Source organism: Cellulomonas sp. (assembly GCF_015234515.1).
Classification (GTDB): Bacteria; Actinomycetota; Actinomycetes; order Actinomycetales; family Cellulomonadaceae; genus Cellulomonas.
This window is the reverse complement of sequence record NZ_JADGMY010000021.1, coordinates 72,349-89,396: the sequence shown is the minus strand read 5'-3', so window position 1 is coordinate 89,396 and position 17,048 is coordinate 72,349. Positions and strand designations below refer to the sequence as shown.

Below are 17,048 nucleotides of genomic sequence, written 5' to 3'. Positions count from 1 at the left end.
GTCAGCCGCCGAGCACGTCGGCCAGGTCGTACCCCACGGGCTCCTCGAGCTGCTCGTACGTGCAGGTCCGCGGGTCGCGGTCGGTCCGCCAGCGCCGGAACTGCGCCGTGTGCCGGAAGCGGTCGCCCTCCATGTGGTCGTACGCGACCTCCACGACCAGCTCGGGGCGCAGCGGCACGAACGACAGGTCCTTGGTGGCGTTCCACCGGCTGACCGCGCCGGGCATGCGCCGGTCGGCGTGCGCCTGCTGGTCCGCCCAGGCGCCCCACGGGTGGTCGGCGAGATCGACGTCCCGGTAGGGGGAGAGCTCGTCGAGCAACTCGCGGCGTCGCGCCATGGTGAACGACGCGCTGACGCCGACGTGCTGCAGGTGCCCCTCGTCGTTCCACAGCCCCAGCAGCAGCGAGCCGACCACGTCACCGGACTTGTGCCACCGGAAACCGGCGACGACGCAGTCGGCCGTGCGCTCGTGCTTGATCTTGAACATCGCCCGCTTGTCCGGCTGGTACGGGGCGTCCAGCGGCTTGGCGACCACGCCGTCGAGCCCGGCGCCCTCGAACTGCATGAACCACTGCTGCGCCTCGGCCATGTCGGACGTCGCGCGCGTGACGTGCACCGGGGGCCGGGCGTCGGCGAGCGCCTGGACGAGCAGGGCGCGGCGCTCGGAGAACGGGCGGGCCGTGAGGTCGTCGCCACCCAGGGCGAGCAGGTCGAACGCCACGAACGACGCGGGCGTCTGCCCCGCGAGGAGCTTCACGCGGCTGGCCGCGGGGTGGATGCGCTGCTGCAGAGCATCGAAGTCGAGCCGGTCACCCGTCACCACCACGATCTCGCCGTCCATGACGCACCGCTGCGGCAGGTTCGCCTTCAGCGACTCGACGAGCTCGGGGAAGTACCGGGTCATGGGCTTCTCGTTGCGGCTGCCCAGCTCGACGTCGTCGCCGTCCCGGAACACGATCGTGCGGAACCCGTCCCACTTGGGCTCCACGTGCCCGGTGGCGGGGATCTCCTTGACCGACTTCGCGAGCATCGGCGCGACGGGCGGCATCACGGGCAGGTCCATGAGGCCATCGTGCGGCACCACACCGCCACGTGCACCGCCTCCCGCGCACGGAAATCGCTGCGGTCGCAGGCGGGGAGCCGATAGCGTCCGTCCGGACGCCGCCGGCGAGACGTTCGACGACCGCCTCGGTCGTCGTCCATCGAAGAATGGTGTGAAGCATGGGCAGGCCGTCGGAGATCCTTGGAGGAGCAGTGCTGCGTTCGGTTGTCGCGTGGGGCGCTGCGGCCTCGCTGTGCCTGGTCACCGCGGGATGCGTGGAGCAGGACGCGCCCGCGGTGCCGATCGGAGAGCTCTGGGAGGGTGACAACGGCGAGGCGGTGCGTCTTGAGGACGGTGGTGTCGGCGTCGTCGAGGCGATTCCCTACGGCTCGGGCGAGGGGTGTGACCCCGAAGCCTTCCGCACGATGTCCGGCGATATCGAGTGGGAGACGGTCGACGACGGAGAGCTGATCCTCCGCCAGGGCGACGCAGAGGTCACACTTCGGGCGGACCGAGGAGGTTTCGGCCCCGACATCATCTGGCGCGACGTCTTTATCGGTCCGTGCGGTGACGCATCGGGTGACCGAACCATCGAGTTGACCATGAACGAGTACGGATAAGTCTTTCCGTGGCGTCGCTCTCGGGCGAGCGTCTGACGACGCGGATGGCGTGCAGCGTGCGGCGGGTTGAATGCCGAACCCGTTGTCGAGTTCGTCTCTCGCGGGCGCGGTGAGGTCGCGGTGTTCAACCTCACGGTCGCAGATCTCCACACCTACTTCGTCGCGGTGGGTGATGCGTCCGTACACGTCCACAACGACCTGGACCCGTGCCTTCCCGCGTATCTCGATGACCACAGCATCGACAAGGTCGAGAATCTGCACACTGCCACCGCTGCGAACCGGGACCTGATCATCCCCCGTGACAAGAGCGTCTTCTGCCAGGGGACGGACTACCAGGCGCTCGTCGATCACGCAAACAAGCGTCCATGTCTCAAGAACGAGCATGGCAACTTTGAACGTCGCGTGCAGTCGCCGGACGGCCAATCGGTCGGAGGGCTCGGCGCAGATTTCGGAGGGTTTGACATGGACTGGTACGTCGTGGCGCAGGACAAGTGGGGCTTTATTGTCTCGATTCATCCGGTGGTTCCGCCGGGGGTGGCGCCGTGAGTCGGAATCTGAAATTCCAGGACCTTCTGCACCGGCAGATCTACGAGGATGTCAAACTCGACCGTGAACTCAACAAGATTGCCGACATCGCCGGCGGGCGCGGTGGATTGCTGGGTGACCTGGACCCGCACAGCGACACCATGTTCAACCCGTTCCAGCTTCGGCGCCTCGTCGAAGAGCTTGCGCACCTGCTGCGCGAGCAGCCCGAGCTGGAGGACGATGTCTGCCGCCTCCAAGAAATGGCTCACGTCATATCGAGACGAGGAGGTTACTTCTGGATCGTGGGTGACTGATCCGAAGGATCTCGTTTGCGCGGCTCGCCGCTCGTCGAGGACTTCGCCTACCCCGGTGCCGACGCGATCCTCGCCGAGCACGGTCTGAAGCTCTATTCGAGTGGCGGCCACATCGAGTTCGTCGCGCCCGAGGACGGTGCGTGCGCGTCCGGACTCGTGCGGGTGGAGACCACGCCCGACGTCGAGCCGTTCCGGGGGCTGTACTGGTTCCGCACGTCGGGGAGCCGTGGGTTCGTGACCATGGAGATCCCGGACGCCTTCCGGGTGCGCGCCGGCGGCTGAGCCGCTGGAGGCGGCGGCGCTGGTCCTCGACGAGACGAACCTGAGAGCGAGGCGACGGAGGAGGTCTACCAGGTCCGTGCCAATCGGTCGGTCGCGATCGGTGACGGCAACGTGAACACCGGTGTCAGCATGATCCGCACGAACGGTCGGACCAAAGCGGTCTACGACATCGTCTACTCCTCGGAGCACGTCAACGGTGTCGTGGACCTGTGGTACCGGCAGATGCTCGGACGTCCGGCCATCACCGCGGAGGTGACCTCGTCCGCGAACGCACTCTGGCGAGGTGGCACGGTCCAGCAGCTCCTGACGCGGCTCGTGCCGAGCGACGAGTACCTAGCCAGCCGAGTGCGTTTCCCGTCGTTGGGCTGACCGCGCACGGGTCGCTGACGACATCGCGCAGGTGGAGGTGGACGAGGCGGGCAGGTCGTCGACGACGTCGCTGTCCGGCCGGAGGGCAGCTGAGGGTCGGGCTGCGGCTGGACCTGCCGGTGGGCTTCCTGGCGGCGCGACTTGACGAGCCCAGACCTGCGGCGGCCCCGGTCGTGGCGCGCTCCCGTCCGTGTCGGAGCGACTCACAGGTCCGTCCCAGCCTCACCACAACGTCGTCCCACCTGCGGGGGGTGTGCTTGTCCCCATCACGCACCACCGAGGCGTCCGGGAGGAGTACATGGACGACAACACCAAGGAGACCCAGCCGATGAGCGCCACCCCCTCGCAGGGGCCGGCACCCGCTCCGCAGGGCGCTGCGGCGCCGGCGTCGAGCACCCCCGCCTCGCCGGGCAACCCGCTGCAGGCCCCGGGCGAGCCGGTGGGCGTCGCGGCGAAGCCCGCACGCGCGTTCGGCACGGGCGTCACCGCTGCGATCGCGGGCGGCGCACTCGTCGTCGGACTGCTCGCCGGCGGCGGTGTCGTCGCGGCCGTCCAGCACGACCACGCCCCTCGCTTCGCCGAGAGCTCGCAGGGATTCCCCGGAGGCGACCGCGGCGACATGCGCGGGTTCCCGGAGGACGGGGACCACGGGTGGACGCGCGACGGCGACGGCCGGCCCGACCTGCACCACGAGCACGACGGCGCGCGCCCGGGCGACGAGACCGAGCGCGGCGCTCGGCCGGACGACGACAGCGGCTCCGACGAGGACCGTTCCGGCTCGGACGAGCAGGACTCGCAGCAGCAGGATCGCGGTCGCGACCGCGGTCGCGACGGCGACGGCTCACAGGACCGTGACCGGCGCTCGCGCCCGGACCGCGAGGACAACGGCAGCACCGACGGACCGACCTCGCCGGCGTCCGCCCCCCTGGGGCTCTGACCCACCCCGACGCCTGTCGACGCTCATCGCCACGGCCGTCGCCCCCACGGGCGGCGACCGGCGGCGTCCCGGGTCGTGGGGCGGGGAATCCTCGAGACCGGCGTCGCGTTGTGCAGTACGCTGGACCTACCTCCGCCCCGCCAGGGCGGACGGTCAGCTTGACAAGTGCATACACCCATGGGGGTGATCGGTTTCGACGGTGATCGTCGAGCCAGGTGAAGCGGGTCGAGGATGCACGGTTATCTCGTAAACGCTCCGTGCAAACTTATAGGTGCCGATTCCAATCGCACCGACTTCGCCCTCGCCGCCTGAGCGAGCCTCGAAGTCCGTCGGCCTAGACATGCTCTCGGTCTAGTTCCCGGCGTCATCTAGAGAGCCACTGCTGTCCGTCCTCGTCGGTGGGGCGGGCGGGACTCTTAGCCGACTGAGCCCGTCCACGTCTTGTCCGCGTGATCGTGGGGGCTGAGAAAATCTACTGCGGACTGCACCCGGAGAAGCCCTGGTCCCACGTCATCGGACGCGGGTTCGATTCCCGCCACCTCCACGTCGAGGTCTTCGTAGATTGCGAAGGCACTCTTCGTAGATTGCACCGAGGCCCGTCCCGCTTGGGGCGGGCCTCAGTGCTGTCCACGGCACGGGTGTCGGTGACGTCCGCCAGCACTCCGGCGAGTGCCCTCGGAGGGGTCTGCTGCACGGAGAGGCGACGCCTTGACCTGTGGTGCCGGGAGGCGCCGCTGGGAGGATGTGCACCGAGGCGCTCGACCCGCCGCAGCGAGGCGGAGAAGGTCGACTGCCGACATCGTCCTCGTCGATCCCGTCGATCCCGTCGAGCCCCTGTGACCGGTGGGATGCCCCTCGCCGTGCGCACCGGGGTGACGGCTGTCGTCCGCCGGTCGGCTAGGTTCGCCCGGTGCCGACACACCACGCGCGCGGACGTTCCCGCCGATGAGCACCGCGACCGTCGTCGGCGGCGGGCCGGCGGGGCTCATCGCCGCCGAGGTGCTGGCCCGTACCGGCGTGGACGTCACCGTGCACGACCGCATGCCGTCGGTGGGACGCAAGTTCCTGCTGGCCGGCCACGGCGGTCTGAACATCACGCACACCGAGGGGCGGGACGCGTTCGCCGAGCGGTACGGCGAGTCGGCGCCCCGGCTGCGGCCGATGCTCGACGTGTTCGGCCCGGAGGACCTGCGCACATGGTGCGCAGGGCTGGGAGAGCCGACGGTCGTCGGGACGAGCGGGCGGGTCTTCCCACGCTCGTTCCGGGCGACGCCCCTTATGCGCGCGTGGCTCGCACGCCTGACCGACCTCGGGGTGCGGATCGAGAAGCGGCAACGGTGGGACGGATGGTCCGACGACGGTGCGTCGCTGTTCACCGGCGCTGATGGCACGACTATCGAGGTCGGCGGTGATGTGACGGTGTTCGCCCTCGGTGGCGCGTCCTGGCCGCGGCTGGGCGCCGACGGCGGCTGGGCCGGGCCGTTCACGGACCGCGGGATCGCGGTCACGCCGCTGCGAGCGGCCAACGTCGGCGTCCGGGTGGGATGGACGGAGGTGTTCGCGCAGCGGTTCGCCGGCACGCCGCTGAAGAACGTCGCGCTCACCGTCCGCGGGCGCCCGGCACGGGGCCGCGGGGACGCGATGCTCACCCGCACCGGCCTCGAGGGTGGCCCGGTCTACGCCATCGGCGCCGCGATCCGCGAGGCGCTCGACACGGACGGTCGGTGCGTCGTCGAGATCGACCTGCGGCCGGACCTGACCGTCGCCCAGCTCGACGAACGGCTCGGGCGCCGCCGCCCCAAGGACTCGGGTTCGTCCTGGCTGCGCCGCACGGTCGGACTGGACCCTGCCGCGATCGGGCTGCTGCGCGAGGCCGACGCGGGCACCCTGCCGTCGTCCGGGATGGCGGAGCGGATCAAGGCCGTGCCGGTCGTGGTGACGGCCACCATGCCGATCGAGAAGGCGATCTCGACCGCTGGCGGCATCGCGTGGTCCCAGGTTGACGAGGCGCTGATGCTGCGCGCCCTGCCGGGCACGTTCGTCGCCGGGGAGATGCTCGACTGGGAGGCGCCGACCGGCGGCTACCTGCTGCAGGCGTCGTTCAGCACGGGTGTCGTCGCGGCCCGGGGTGCGCTGGCGCGGCTCGGGACGGCGCCGTCGGGACACGGGCTCGACGGCCCCGCGCACGTCTGACGGCGGGCGGCGCCGTCAGGCCGACAGCCCCGGGCGGCGTCGGTCTCCGGGGTGAGCCGGGTGAGCCCGGGCGTCGCCCGTATCCGGCTCGAACGGCCGCCCCCCGGCGGTCTACGACATCGTGTACTCCCGGCGCACGTCGACCGCGTCGTGGACCTGCGGTACCGGCAGGTGCTCGGCCGCCCGGCGACCACCGCGGAGGTGACGGCGCAACGGAAGGTTGCAGGCGCTCGAGTGTCCTGCCGCTCGTACCGTCGAGACATCAACCAGCCCGCGTGCGTCAGCGGCGATACCGTGCTGTGAGCGGGGACGGCGTGTGTCGACGGATGCCACTGGAGTACCGGACCTTGGGGATGCACACGCACTGCTCAGACGTTCGTCGGCTCCTGACCGAGCGTGCGCTGTGATTCGCATCGTCGAGGCCGCCGACGCGCAGCGCATGCCCGATATGGGGGGGTGCTGAATGCGAGCAAGCGCGGTGCGATCCGCGTGAGTGAACCGCCCCGGCTTCCATGGAAGCTCTGGTGTGCGGGCGGCGCACGGGTCCACGATCGGACAAGGGGCCGTGACGTCTGCGGGCGTCGCAGAACGCCTTGCCGCTCCTGGGTCGGGAAGTGAGGCGGAAGACATGGCGGAGACGACGAGTCACGCGACGTCGGGGGACGACCGGGCGAAGGAACTGGCGGCACAGCTCGCGGTGCTCGAGGCGCGCGCGAAGCTGACCACGGCGAGGACGGCCGCCTTGAGCGCACTGGCGCCGGGCGTGGCAAACGGCCCCACCGGAGAGGTGACCGTCGGCGAGAAGGCCGGTGGGCTCGGTCCGTGGCTCGCGCACCAGGTCGTCGCGGAGATCGCTGGCGGCATCGCCGCTGCGGCCAGTGCCGCGACGAAGTCTCAGGGCACTCCCTGGCACGTGCTCGTCACCACGGACGCGAACCTGTTGACCACAGACGTGCAGGCGACACTCATCCTCGCCTCGCTCACCGAGCGTTCGAAAGATCAGGCCCGGGTGACCGACGCTGTGCGCGCGGCGACGACCGCACTGCGCGAAGCCGTCGACCGGTACGCCGCTCACGAGGAGCAACTGCGATCGCGGGAGAACGACGTCAGCGACTCGGGTGGCAGAGCTCGCTTGAACCCGGACACGGGCGAGGCGCCGGCGCCAGCAGGCACGGGTGAGGCGCCGGCGCCCGCAGGCTCTGCCCTCGGCGCCGCAGTCGAGCTGGTGCAGCTGACCGCGACGGACTTCAGCGTGAGTGCCGTCGATGTGAGCGCTGACGCGGCGCTGCTCGCGACGCTCACTGCAGGAGCCGTGGGGTCTCTCGCCGGTGCCCGCAACCGGGCCACCCTCGATGGGTTCGACGTCGCCCATCTTGCCGGGCCGACCGTGGCCGCGCTGCACCGCCTCGCCGCGGCGGTGGCGGTCCTCGCCGAGGAGACGCTCGTCCTCAGCCAGCTCGTCGCGCCCGTCGCCGCAGAGCTGGGCGACCGGCGGGGAGCCGTCACAGCAGCGCAGTCGGCCTGGGCGGACGCTGTCGGAGGCAAGGAGGCCACCGCCGACCGGATCCAGCTGCTCAGGGAGCACCTCGACCGGCTCACCGCTGACGTCGCCCGGCGACAGGCGGCAGTCGCACCGGCGCAAGCGGTCCTCGCGGTCGCGACGGCGCGCGTCGACGCCGCGCGGGCCGAGATGGTGGCCGTGACAACGGTGGACAGCACGGGTGTGTCTCCTCTGGCGCGCGCCTGTGCGCGCGAGGCCCTGCACTCCCAGGAGGGCCGCCCGGTGACCCACGTCCTGCACGTGCGGCCCACCCAGGTGGGGGCCGAGATGGTGACGCGCCGTTCGGTGCTCGGCTCGTCGGGGCGTGTCTTCTACCTCGGCACCGCAAGTGCGGCCTGGGCGCTGCTCGACGTCCGGGACGGCACGCTCGTGGGCGGCGCGCAGCACCGGGCGAAGCAGAAGGTGCACGACCTGGCCACCGGCAAGGTGTGGGCCCCTGAGGGCGAGGGGGTCCAGCCACAGGGAGCACCGGAGGAGGTCGATCCGCTGGCGGCCACCGAGGCGTGGGTGCGTGTTGCCGTTCTGGCGCTGGCTTTCGGTGTCGCCGTCCTCGGGATCGTGGCCGCGCTCGGGTTGGCTTTCTCGTAGCGGCACGCCGCGCGACACCCCCAGCCGGACGGCCGCCCGGCGTGCTCCGCGCGGACGGGTGGATCAGGACGGAACCTGCCCCGCGTGTCGGTGCGAGGCGCTAGCGTCGCCGTCCGTGTCGGAGAGATGGTCGGCGGAGCAGGTGGTGGCGCTGGCGCCCGACGCGTCGTCCGTCGCCGCGGGGCGCAAGCTCGCCGTGCCGCGGACCTGGTCCGACGCGGGGGCGTCCACCGCGCCCGCGGCGGTGTGGGGCCTGTGCCAGGGCTCGGGGAAGACGCCCTACGCGACGGTCGTCGACCTCGCGGGCCCCGCGTTCCGCTGCAGCTGTCCCAGCCGCAAGTTCCCCTGCAAGCACGCGCTCGCGCTCCTCCTGCTCTGGGCCGGCGGCCAGGTACCCGACGTCGCCGAGCCGGCGGAGCACGCGCGGGAGTGGTTGGCGTCGCGAGCCGAGCGGGCCGCCCGGACGGAGCGCCCGAGCACGGCCGCGCCGGACCCGGAGGCGGCCGCCCGGCGCGCCGAGAGGCGCCGGGCACGCGTGGCCGACGGCGTCGCCGACCTGGAGCGGTGGCTGCACGACCAGGTCGAGCAGGGGCTCACCGGGGCCGACCGGGCGGGGTACGGCCCGTACGAGCAGGTCGCCGCGCGGCTCGTCGACGCGCAGGCGCCCGGCCTGGCCGCCGCGGTCCGGAGCCTCGCGACCGCAGCGGCGAGCGGTGAGGGCTGGCCCGCGCGCCTGCTCGACGAGCTCGCGCTGCTGCACCTGCTGGTCCGCGCGTACGCGCGGCTCGATACGTTGGACGAGGCGACCGCGGCCGTCGTGCGGCGGCGCGTCGGGGAGCCCGAGCGTCAGCAGGACGTCCTCGCCGCCCCGGGCCTGCGTGACCAGTGGCAGGTGCTGGCGCAGCACGACACGGTGCGCGACCGGCTCGCGGCTCGCCGCGTCCACGTCCGCGGGACGACCACGGGGCGGGACGCGGTCGTCATGCTGTTCGGACCGTCGGGTCAGCCGCTGGACGTGCCGCTCCCGGTCGGCGCGGTCGTCGACGCCGACCTGCACGTGCACCCCGGTGACCCGAGCCGCGTGTCCGTGGGGGAGCGCCACGGCGAACCGGCCCCGCTGCGCGAGGTCCACGGGACGACGCTGGCACAGGTGGCCGACGCGTGGTCGGCGCTGCTCGCGGTGGACCCGTGGGCGACGGCCATGCCCGTGGTGCTCGGTGACGTGACCCCGCTGCGGCACGGTGACGGAGGCTCGGCGCGGTGGGTCCTCGCCGACGCGGCCGGAGACACGCTGCCCGTGGTGTTCCGGGACGACCCGTGGCGACTGGTCGCGCTCAGCGGCGGACACCCCGTGACCGTGGTCGCGGACCGGACCGTCGCCGGGGTCCGGCCGGTGGCGGCGTGGTGCGACGGGGAGCTGGTGCAGCTGTGAGCCGGCAGGACATGGTGACGGCCGCGCTGCTCGGCCTACGGCGCGCGGCACCGGACGCGTCCTTCGGGGACGGGTTGCCCGCGGTGGTGCGCCAGGCGGTGGAAGAGGCACCGCGCACGACGGGGCCCGCCGGTCTGCTCGACGTAGCGGCGCTCGACGTGGTCGCACGCCGTGCCGGCACCGTGCAGCCGCGGCACGCGACCGAGCTGCCGGCCCCTGCGGAGCCCGAGATGTCGCGCGTGGCCCGTGGGGCGGCTCGCACGCGTCTGGCGGCGCTGGTGACCCGCGGCGACGTCGTCGGGGACCAGCTGACGGTGCACTGGCTGCGGACCGCGGCCGAGCGCGGGTACGTCGTGCCGCCCGCGCTGCTGCCCGAGGTCCTGGGGTGGGTGAGACGTCCCGCGGGGCATGAGCACCGGGCGCTCGTCGCGGCGGTCCTGGGTGCGCGTGGGCGCTGGCTCGCGTCGCAGATGCCCGCCGGCGTCGCGACCGCCGTGCTGGACGCGCCGGACGGACCGCCCGGCGCCGACGCCGCGCGTGCGGCCGTGGACGACCCGCAGTGGTCCCGGCGGCCGGTCGCCGCGCGGACCGCCGACGTCGCCGCGATCCATGGCGACGTGCGTCCCGACGACGAGGAACGGTTGGCCCGGTGCCTGACCGACCGAGCGGTGACCGTGCGCGAGGCCGCGGCGCAGGCGCTCGTCGACCTGCCAGGCTCCCGGTTCGCGCGCGACTGCGCCGGACGCGCCCTGGCGTGCGTGGCGGTCGATCGGCAGCGCCTGCGCCGCGTCCTGGTCGTCACGCTCCCCGAGGACGACCCCGCGGCGCCGTTCCAGGACGTGCGGACGGGGGCCGGTGGCCGGCGCGCCCGGCTGCTGCGCGCGCTCGTCGCGGCCACGCCGCCGTCGGCGTGGACGGCACACCTGGGACGCGATGCGGCGGACCTCGTGCGGATGGACGTGACCGACCAGCTCGCCGCGCAGCTGCACGCCGGGTGGCGCGACGCCGCCCGGCGCACGCGCGACGCCACGTGGGCGCAGGCGCTCCTCGCGGTGCACCCGCACGCGGTCGAGCTGCTGGCCGTCCTGCCCGAGGCGGCACGCGCCGCGGCGTTCGCCGCCGCCCTGCCGCGCCGCGAGCCCGTGACCCGTGACAGCGCCCGGCACATGCTCCGCCTCGCTGCCGCGCTCCCGACGCCGTGGCCCGGCGCGGTCGCCGACGTCGTGCTGCGGCAGATCGTCCCCGACCCGCCGCTGTCCGACTGGGAGGTGCGCAGTGCCGAGCCGGTCCTCGCCGCCGGTCTGCCCCACGACGCCGGCACCGAGCAGCAGGTACGGGCCGTCGCCGACCGCTGCACCGCCCCCGGCACCGCGCAGGTCCTGCACGCGGTCGCCGACACCCTGATGACCCGCCGCGCGATCCTCGAGGAGCTGGCATGACCGACGTCGACACCCTGCTGCGACCCCACGCCGAGCAGGCGTTCGCGCACGAGATCGCGGCGCTCGCCGCCTCGGACGACCGCCCGCGGCCCCCGGCCTGGCAGATGTCGCCCTGGGCCGTGGTGACGTACCTGCTCGGTGGCACGCTGCCGGACGGCACGGTGATCACACCCAAGTACGTCGGGCCGCGTCGCGTCGTCGAGGTCGCGGTCGCCACGCTGGCGACCGACCGGGCGCTGCTGCTGCTCGGGGTGCCCGGCACCGCCAAGACGTGGGTCAGCGAGCACCTGGCGGCCGCGGTGAGCGGCCGGTCGACGCTCGTCGTCCAGGGCACGTCCGGCACCTCCGAGGACGCGATCCGGTACGGCTGGAACTACGCCCGCCTGCTCGCCGAGGGGCCCACCGCGGCCGCCCTGGTGGCGTCGCCCGTGATGACGGCGATGCGCGAGGCGGGGATCGCCCGGGTCGAGGAGCTCACCCGCATCCCCTCGGACGTCCAGGACGCGCTCATCACGGTGCTGTCCGAGAAGACGCTGCCGGTGCCCGAGCTCGGCACGGAGGTGCAGGCGGCGCGGGGCTTCAACGTCATCGCGACGGCCAACGACCAGGACCGCGGCGTCAACGAGCTGTCCTCCGCGCTGCGTCGCCGGTTCAACACCGTCGTCCTGCCGCTACCGGCGACGGCGGACGAGGAGGTCGACATCGTCACCCGGCGGGTCGCGCAGCTCGGGGCGTCCCTCGAGCTCCCCGACGCGCCCCCGGCGGCCGAGGAGATCCGCCGCGTCGTCACCGTGTTCCGCGAGCTGCGCTCGGGCAGCACGCTCGACGGCCGGCAGGCGCTCAAGAAGCCGTCCGGCACGCTGTCCACCGCCGAGGCGATCTCCGTCGTCGCGCACGGGCTCGCGCTCGCCGCGCACTTCGGGGACGGCGTCCTGCGCCCCGCCGACGTCGCCGCGGGGATTCTCGGCGCCGTCGTGAAGGACCCCGTCGCGGACACCGCCGTGTGGGTCGAGTACCTCGAGTCCGTCGCCCGGGAGCGCGACGGCTGGCACGAGTTCTACGGTGCGTGCCGCGAGGTCACCGGATGACGAGCACCGCGGTGGCACCGGCCGTCGCGGGCGGCGCAGCGGCTGCGGCACCGGACGACGCCGCGGACGCCGCGACGCAGGTGTTGCCGCACGTCGTGCCGCAGGACGTCGGCGAGCCGCGGGTGCGGGTGCTCGGCGTCCGCCACCACGGACCCGGATCGGCGCGGGCCGTCCGCGCCGCCCTGGACGCGTGGTCGCCGACGGTCGTCCTCATCGAGGGTCCCGCCGACGCCGACCCGTTGACCGTGTTCGTCGGACGCGACGGCATGGAACCCCCGGTCGCCCTTCTCGCGGTGACGGCCGACGAGCCGCGGCGCGCCGCCTGGTGGCCCTTCGCGGTGTTCTCACCCGAGTGGCAGGCCCTGACGTGGGCCGCGGCGCGGGGCGTCCCGGCGCGCTTCATCGACCTGCCCGCAGCGGTCCAGCTCGCCGACGAGGCGTCGGACGAGGACGGTGACGGCGACGGTGACCAGCCGCAGGAGCTGCGCACCGACCCCGTCGCCGCGCTCGCGCACGCCGCCGGGTACGAGGACCCCGAGCGCTGGTGGGAGGACGTCGTGGAGTCCCGCGCGGCCGACGCGGCGCCGTTCGACGTCGTCACCGACGCCATGGCCGCGTTGCGGGAGCACGAGCCCGCACTGCCCGACGACGGCTCGTCCGACGCCCCGGCCCACCTGCTGCGTGAGGCGCGGCGCGAGGCGCACATGCGGCAGCAGATCCGTGCCGCGCTGCGGGAGGGGCACGAGCGTGTCGCCGTCGTGTGCGGCGCCTGGCATGCGCCCGTGCTGCGCGGCAGGCTGCCCGCCGCGGCCCCCGACGCGCGCCTCCTGCGCGGCCTGCCCCGCCGCAAGGTGAGCCTCACGTGGTCCCCGTGGACGACGTCGCGGCTGGCGCTGCACTCCGGCTACGGCGCGGGCGTCGCGTCCCCGGGCTGGTACCAGCACCTGTTCACGTGCACCGACCGGGTCGTCGCCCGGTGGCTCGTCGAGGTCGCGGGCGTCCTGAGGCGCCGTGACCTGCCGGTCTCGTCGGCGCACGTCATCGAGGCGACGCGGCTCGCGCAGGTCCTCGCCGCCGTGCGCGGCCGGCCGCACCCCGGGCTGGCGGAGGTCACCGAGGCGACACGGGCGGTCCTGTGCGAGGGCGACGACGCGCTGCTCGCGCACGTCACCGCGCACCTCGTCGTGGGGGAGCGGCTCGGCACCGTCCCCGACGACGTGCCGACCGTGCCGCTCGAGGCGGACCTGCGGGCGACCGCGCGTCGGCTGCGGCTGCCGTTCGAGGCCGCGCCCCGGACGCTGGAGCTCGACCTGCGCAAGGACACCGACCTCGCGCGGTCACGCCTGCTGCACCGGCTCGCGCTGGTCGGTGTCGACTGGGGGACGACCGAGACGTCCCGCACCCGCGCGACCGGCACGTTCCGCGAGACGTGGACGCTGCTGTGGCGGCCCGAGCTGACGGTCGCGCTGGTCGAGGCGTCACCGTGGGGTGCGACCGTGCCCGCGGCCGCCGCGGCGCGCGTCGTGGCGGACGCCGCCGGCTCGGACCTGCCGGGGGTGACCGCTCTCGTCGAGCGCGCCCTCGTCGCGGACCTGCCGGACGCGCTCGACGGGCTGCTGCCGGTGCTGGACGCGCGCGCCGCCCAGGACGGGGACGTCGCCCACGTGCTGCGTGCCGTGCCCCCGCTGGTGCGGGCCCACCGGTACAGCGACGTGCGCGGGACGCGCGTCGAGGCGCTGGCACGCGTCGCGGACGCGCTGGTGGTCCGGGCGTGCGCGGCGCTGCCCGGCGCCGTGACCGGGATCGACGACGACGCGGCGCGGGTCCTGCGGGCCGACGTCGACGCCGCGCACGACGCGGTCCGGCTGCGGGACGACCCCTCGGGGAGTGAGCTGTGGTGGCGGACCGTGTCCGCGCTCGCGGACCGTACCGACGTGTCCGGGGTGCTGTCCGGGCGCGCCACGCGGCTCCTGCTCGACGCGGGGCACCTCGATCCCGACGAGGCGGCGGGCAGGTTCTCGCGCGCGCTGTCGCGCGGCACACCGGCGCGCACCACCGCCGCGTGGGCCGAGGGGTTCCTCGACGGCGGCGGGCTGCTGCTCGCCGGTGACCGTCGCCTCCTGGGCGTGCTCGACGCGTGGGTGGGCGCCCTGCGGGACGACGACTTCACGGACGTCCTGCCGCTGCTGCGGCGCACCTTCGGTGCGCTTCCCGCCGGGGAGCGGCGCGCCGTCGGCACGGCCGTCGCCCAGCTCGGGACGGCCGGGGCGGCCGCCGCCTCCGACGACGTCGAGCTCGACCCGGAGCTGGTGCGTGCACCGCTCGCGACCGTACTGCGCCTGCTGGGAGCTGCGACATGAGTGGACCGAGACCACCTCTGCCGGAGACTGCCGTTCCCGGCACGCAGCCCGAGGCGACCGTCGGGGACGACGAGCGGCTGCGCCGCTGGCGGCTGCTGCTCGGAGAGGCGGGGACCCCGGACGCAGGACTTCAGCTGACCGACGAGCAGCGGGCCATGGACGCCGCACTCGCGGCGCTCTACGACGGGCCTCCCGGGGAGGGCAGCGGCTCCGGAGCCGGGCGCAGCGCCGGGCTCGGCGGGTCCGCACCGAGGGTGGCGCGCTGGCTGGGCGACATCCGCACCTACTTCCCGTCGAGCGTGGTCGAGGTCATGCAGCGGGACGCGGTCGACCGCCTGGGTCTGCGACGGCTGCTCCTGGAGCCCGAGCTGCTCGCCGCCGTCCAGCCCGACGTCGGGCTGGTCTCGACCCTCGTGTCGCTGCAGCGGCAGATGCCGGAGACGACCCGCGCCACCGCCCGGCACGTCGTCGCCCAGGTGGTCGCCGAGATCGAGCGTCGCATCGCGACGGCGACCCGCTCGGCCGTCACCGGCGCGCTGCGCGGGGAGCGCACGCACCGCCCCCGCCCACGGGACATCGACTGGCACGCCACGATCCGCGCGAACCTGCGCCACTGGCTGCCGGAGCACCGGACGATCGTGCCGCACCGGCTCGTGGGCAGGTCACGCTCGACGAGCACGGTCGCGCGGGACGTCGTCCTCGCGGTCGACCAGTCGGGCTCGATGGCGGAGTCGGTGGTCTACTCGGCCGTGTTCGGTGCCGTCCTGGCCTCGATGCGTGCGCTGCGCACGTCGCTCGTCGTGTTCGACACCAGCGTCGTGGACCTCACCGACCGGATCTCGGACCCGGTCGACCTGCTGTTCGGCACCCAGCTCGGTGGGGGCACCGACATCAACCGGGCGGTCACCTACTGCCAGGGCCTGGTCACCCGACCGGCCGACACCCTGTTCGTCCTCATCAGCGACCTGTACGAGGGCGGTGCCCGCGAGGGCCTGCTGCGCCGCGTGGCGTCGATGCAGGCGTCGGGCGTGCAGGTCGTCGTGCTGCTCGCCCTCAGCGACTCCGGCGCGCCGGCGTACGACCGCGAGACGGCGGCCGACCTCGCCGCGCTGGGCGTGCCGGCGTTCGCGTGCACGCCGGACGCGTTCCCGGACCTGCTGGCCGTGGCGCTCGCGCGTGGCGACGTCGGTGCGTGGGTCGACCGTCACCGGGCGGTGGTGGCGGTCGCCACGTCCAGGTGACCGACGACCAGGTCAGGTCCCTGCCGGTGAGCAGGTGCGCCGGTGCCTCAGCGGCTCGCCGTCGCGTCCCACGCGAACGACGCGAGCCAGTGCGTCGCCACGAAGTCCTCGTTCTCCAGCGCGGCGAGCCCCACGGTGAGCAGGCGGTCCCCGGCGTCGCGCAGCGTCGGGTCGTCGAGCGCGTGCGCGAGCCGGAAGAGTGCCCCTGCGCGCGAGAGGTTGAGGCCGTCGAGGTGCACGGCGTGCCCGTCGGTCGGGTCGACGACGCGCGCGGGTGACACCAGGTCGTCCGGCCGGGGGAGGAACCCCGCGAACCAGGGCCGCAGCTCCTCGGCCGGCAGCACGCGCGCCATGAGGTCCGCCTCGGCCAGGCCGGGGGACAGGAAGTCGTGGCCGCTGCGCTCCCAGCGCGCGGGCCAGTCCCGGTCCGTTCCGAACAACCGGCGCGCGTGCGAGCGCAGGGCACCGGCCGACGCGGTACGGCCCAGGTCGTCGGCGGCCGTGAGCAGCAGCGCGAGCCCGAACGCGGTGTTGCTGTGGACGCCGTGCCGGACCGGGTGCTCCACGCGGGCGAGCCACGGGTCGGCGAGGTCCAGCACGGTGTCCGCGAGAGGCGCGGTCGCGTCCACCCAGCGCGCCGCGTCCTGGTCCCCGGCGTCGGCTGCGGCCCGGCACGAGGCCGCGAGACGCGCCGCCCAGGCCCACCCGTAGGGCCGCTCGAAGGCGGGGTGTGCCCGCAGGTACGCGACCTCGCCCGCGATCCGGCCGGCCGTGAGGTTCGCGTCGATGCGGGCACGCAGCGTCGCGTCCTCGTGGCCCGCGCGCAGCACCTCGACACCCAGCCAGTGCATGTGCACGCAGGAGTGCCAGTCGAAGGACGTGTGGAACGCCGGGTACAGGTCGGCGGGCGCGCGCACGTCGTCCGGGCCGGTCGCCAGGTGCACCAGGTGGTACGGCCACGGCGTCGCGAGGTTGGTCGCGACGATGCTCGCGTAGCGGGTGAGGGGCGGCCCAGGCGTGTCGGTCACCGTCCCAGCCTCCCGCACGCGCCGGCCGG

15 protein-coding genes and 1 other RNA gene are annotated in these 17,048 nt (G+C 73.9%); 14 read left to right on the top strand and 2 right to left on the bottom strand.

Features of this window, described 5'->3' with window-relative positions:
- Position 1: 1 nt before the first annotated feature.
- On the bottom strand, positions 2-1,063 hold the full coding sequence (locus tag IR158_RS08540) for an ATP-dependent DNA ligase (RefSeq protein ID WP_291811991.1): 1,062 nt from the start codon (positions 1,061-1,063) through the stop codon (positions 2-4).
- Positions 1,064-1,221: 158 nt separating this feature from the next.
- Between IR158_RS08540 and IR158_RS08535 the strand changes: the two genes are divergently transcribed.
- The 14 genes from IR158_RS08535 to IR158_RS08470 all read left to right on the top strand — a co-directional run bounded on the left by IR158_RS08535 (position 1,222) and on the right by IR158_RS08470 (position 15,991).
- Positions 1,222-1,662, top strand: a complete 441-nt coding sequence (locus IR158_RS08535) for a hypothetical protein (protein ID WP_291811989.1) — start codon at positions 1,222-1,224, stop codon at positions 1,660-1,662.
- A gap of 66 nt (positions 1,663-1,728) precedes the next feature.
- On the top strand, positions 1,729-2,208 hold the full coding sequence (locus IR158_RS08530) for a hypothetical protein (RefSeq protein WP_291811988.1): 480 nt from the start codon (positions 1,729-1,731) through the stop codon (positions 2,206-2,208).
- Complete coding sequence (locus IR158_RS08525) at positions 2,205-2,501, top strand: hypothetical protein (protein WP_291811986.1); 297 nt, start codon at positions 2,205-2,207, stop codon at positions 2,499-2,501. The genes IR158_RS08530 and IR158_RS08525 overlap by 4 nt, the downstream gene beginning before the upstream one ends.
- 15 nt (positions 2,502-2,516) lie before the next feature.
- Positions 2,517-2,783, top strand: a complete 267-nt coding sequence (locus tag IR158_RS08520; protein WP_291811984.1) for a hypothetical protein — start codon at positions 2,517-2,519, stop codon at positions 2,781-2,783.
- Positions 2,784-2,912: 129 nt separating this feature from the next.
- Positions 2,913-3,152, top strand: a complete 240-nt coding sequence (locus IR158_RS08515) for a hypothetical protein (RefSeq protein WP_291811982.1) — start codon at positions 2,913-2,915, stop codon at positions 3,150-3,152.
- A gap of 298 nt (positions 3,153-3,450) precedes the next feature.
- Positions 3,451-4,089 (top strand): hypothetical protein, encoded by a 639-nt coding sequence (locus IR158_RS08510; RefSeq protein WP_291811981.1) that lies wholly within the window; start codon positions 3,451-3,453, stop codon positions 4,087-4,089.
- A gap of 179 nt (positions 4,090-4,268) precedes the next feature.
- Positions 4,269-4,636: a transfer-messenger RNA gene (gene ssrA, locus IR158_RS08505) on the top strand.
- A gap of 398 nt (positions 4,637-5,034) precedes the next feature.
- Positions 5,035-6,282: a TIGR03862 family flavoprotein gene (locus tag IR158_RS08500; RefSeq protein ID WP_291811980.1), complete on the top strand. Its 1,248-nt coding sequence runs from the start codon at positions 5,035-5,037 to the stop codon at positions 6,280-6,282.
- Between the two features lie 628 nt (positions 6,283-6,910).
- Complete coding sequence (locus IR158_RS08495) at positions 6,911-8,431, top strand: hypothetical protein (RefSeq protein WP_291811977.1); 1,521 nt, start codon at positions 6,911-6,913, stop codon at positions 8,429-8,431.
- Between the two features lie 115 nt (positions 8,432-8,546).
- Complete coding sequence (locus tag IR158_RS08490; RefSeq protein ID WP_291811975.1) at positions 8,547-9,863, top strand: SWIM zinc finger family protein; 1,317 nt, start codon at positions 8,547-8,549, stop codon at positions 9,861-9,863.
- Positions 9,860-11,302 (top strand): DUF5691 domain-containing protein, encoded by a 1,443-nt coding sequence (locus IR158_RS08485; RefSeq protein ID WP_291811972.1) that lies wholly within the window; start codon positions 9,860-9,862, stop codon positions 11,300-11,302. Before IR158_RS08490 ends, IR158_RS08485 begins: the two co-directional genes overlap by 4 nt.
- Entirely contained in the window at positions 11,299-12,390 is a 1,092-nt protein-coding gene (locus tag IR158_RS08480; RefSeq protein WP_291811971.1) for an AAA family ATPase, read from the top strand. The genes IR158_RS08485 and IR158_RS08480 overlap by 4 nt, the downstream gene beginning before the upstream one ends.
- Positions 12,387-14,750, top strand: coding sequence for a DUF5682 family protein (locus tag IR158_RS08475; protein WP_291811968.1), 2,364 nt, complete (start codon positions 12,387-12,389; stop codon positions 14,748-14,750). The genes IR158_RS08480 and IR158_RS08475 overlap by 4 nt, the downstream gene beginning before the upstream one ends.
- Positions 14,747-15,991: a VWA domain-containing protein gene (locus IR158_RS08470; protein WP_291811965.1), complete on the top strand. Its 1,245-nt coding sequence runs from the start codon at positions 14,747-14,749 to the stop codon at positions 15,989-15,991. The genes IR158_RS08475 and IR158_RS08470 overlap by 4 nt, the downstream gene beginning before the upstream one ends.
- A gap of 47 nt (positions 15,992-16,038) precedes the next feature.
- Here IR158_RS08470 and IR158_RS08465 read toward each other — a convergent pair whose 3' ends face one another.
- The gene (locus IR158_RS08465; RefSeq protein WP_291811963.1) at positions 16,039-17,019 is read right to left on the bottom strand and encodes a DUF2891 family protein; all 981 of its coding nucleotides are present in this window, start codon (positions 17,017-17,019) and stop codon (positions 16,039-16,041) included.
- Between the last annotated feature and the right edge of the window lie 29 nt (positions 17,020-17,048).

What these genes read in the sequence shown, in the direction of transcription:
- IR158_RS08540 (WP_291811991.1), bottom strand. Translation starts at nt 1,063, where the DNA reads ATGGACCTGCCCGTGATGCCGCCCGTCGCGCCGATGCTCGCGAAGTCG.
- IR158_RS08515 (WP_291811982.1), top strand. Translation starts at nt 2,913, where the DNA reads ATGATCCGCACGAACGGTCGGACCAAAGCGGTCTACGACATCGTCTAC.
- IR158_RS08495 (WP_291811977.1), top strand. Translation starts at nt 6,911, where the DNA reads ATGGCGGAGACGACGAGTCACGCGACGTCGGGGGACGACCGGGCGAAG.
- IR158_RS08535 (WP_291811989.1), top strand. Translation starts at nt 1,222, where the DNA reads ATGGGCAGGCCGTCGGAGATCCTTGGAGGAGCAGTGCTGCGTTCGGTT.
- IR158_RS08475 (WP_291811968.1), top strand. Translation starts at nt 12,387, where the DNA reads ATGACGAGCACCGCGGTGGCACCGGCCGTCGCGGGCGGCGCAGCGGCT.
- IR158_RS08510 (WP_291811981.1), top strand. Translation starts at nt 3,451, where the DNA reads ATGGACGACAACACCAAGGAGACCCAGCCGATGAGCGCCACCCCCTCG.
- IR158_RS08500 (WP_291811980.1), top strand. Translation starts at nt 5,035, where the DNA reads ATGAGCACCGCGACCGTCGTCGGCGGCGGGCCGGCGGGGCTCATCGCC.
- IR158_RS08480 (WP_291811971.1), top strand. Translation starts at nt 11,299, where the DNA reads ATGACCGACGTCGACACCCTGCTGCGACCCCACGCCGAGCAGGCGTTC.
- IR158_RS08470 (WP_291811965.1), top strand. Translation starts at nt 14,747, where the DNA reads ATGAGTGGACCGAGACCACCTCTGCCGGAGACTGCCGTTCCCGGCACG.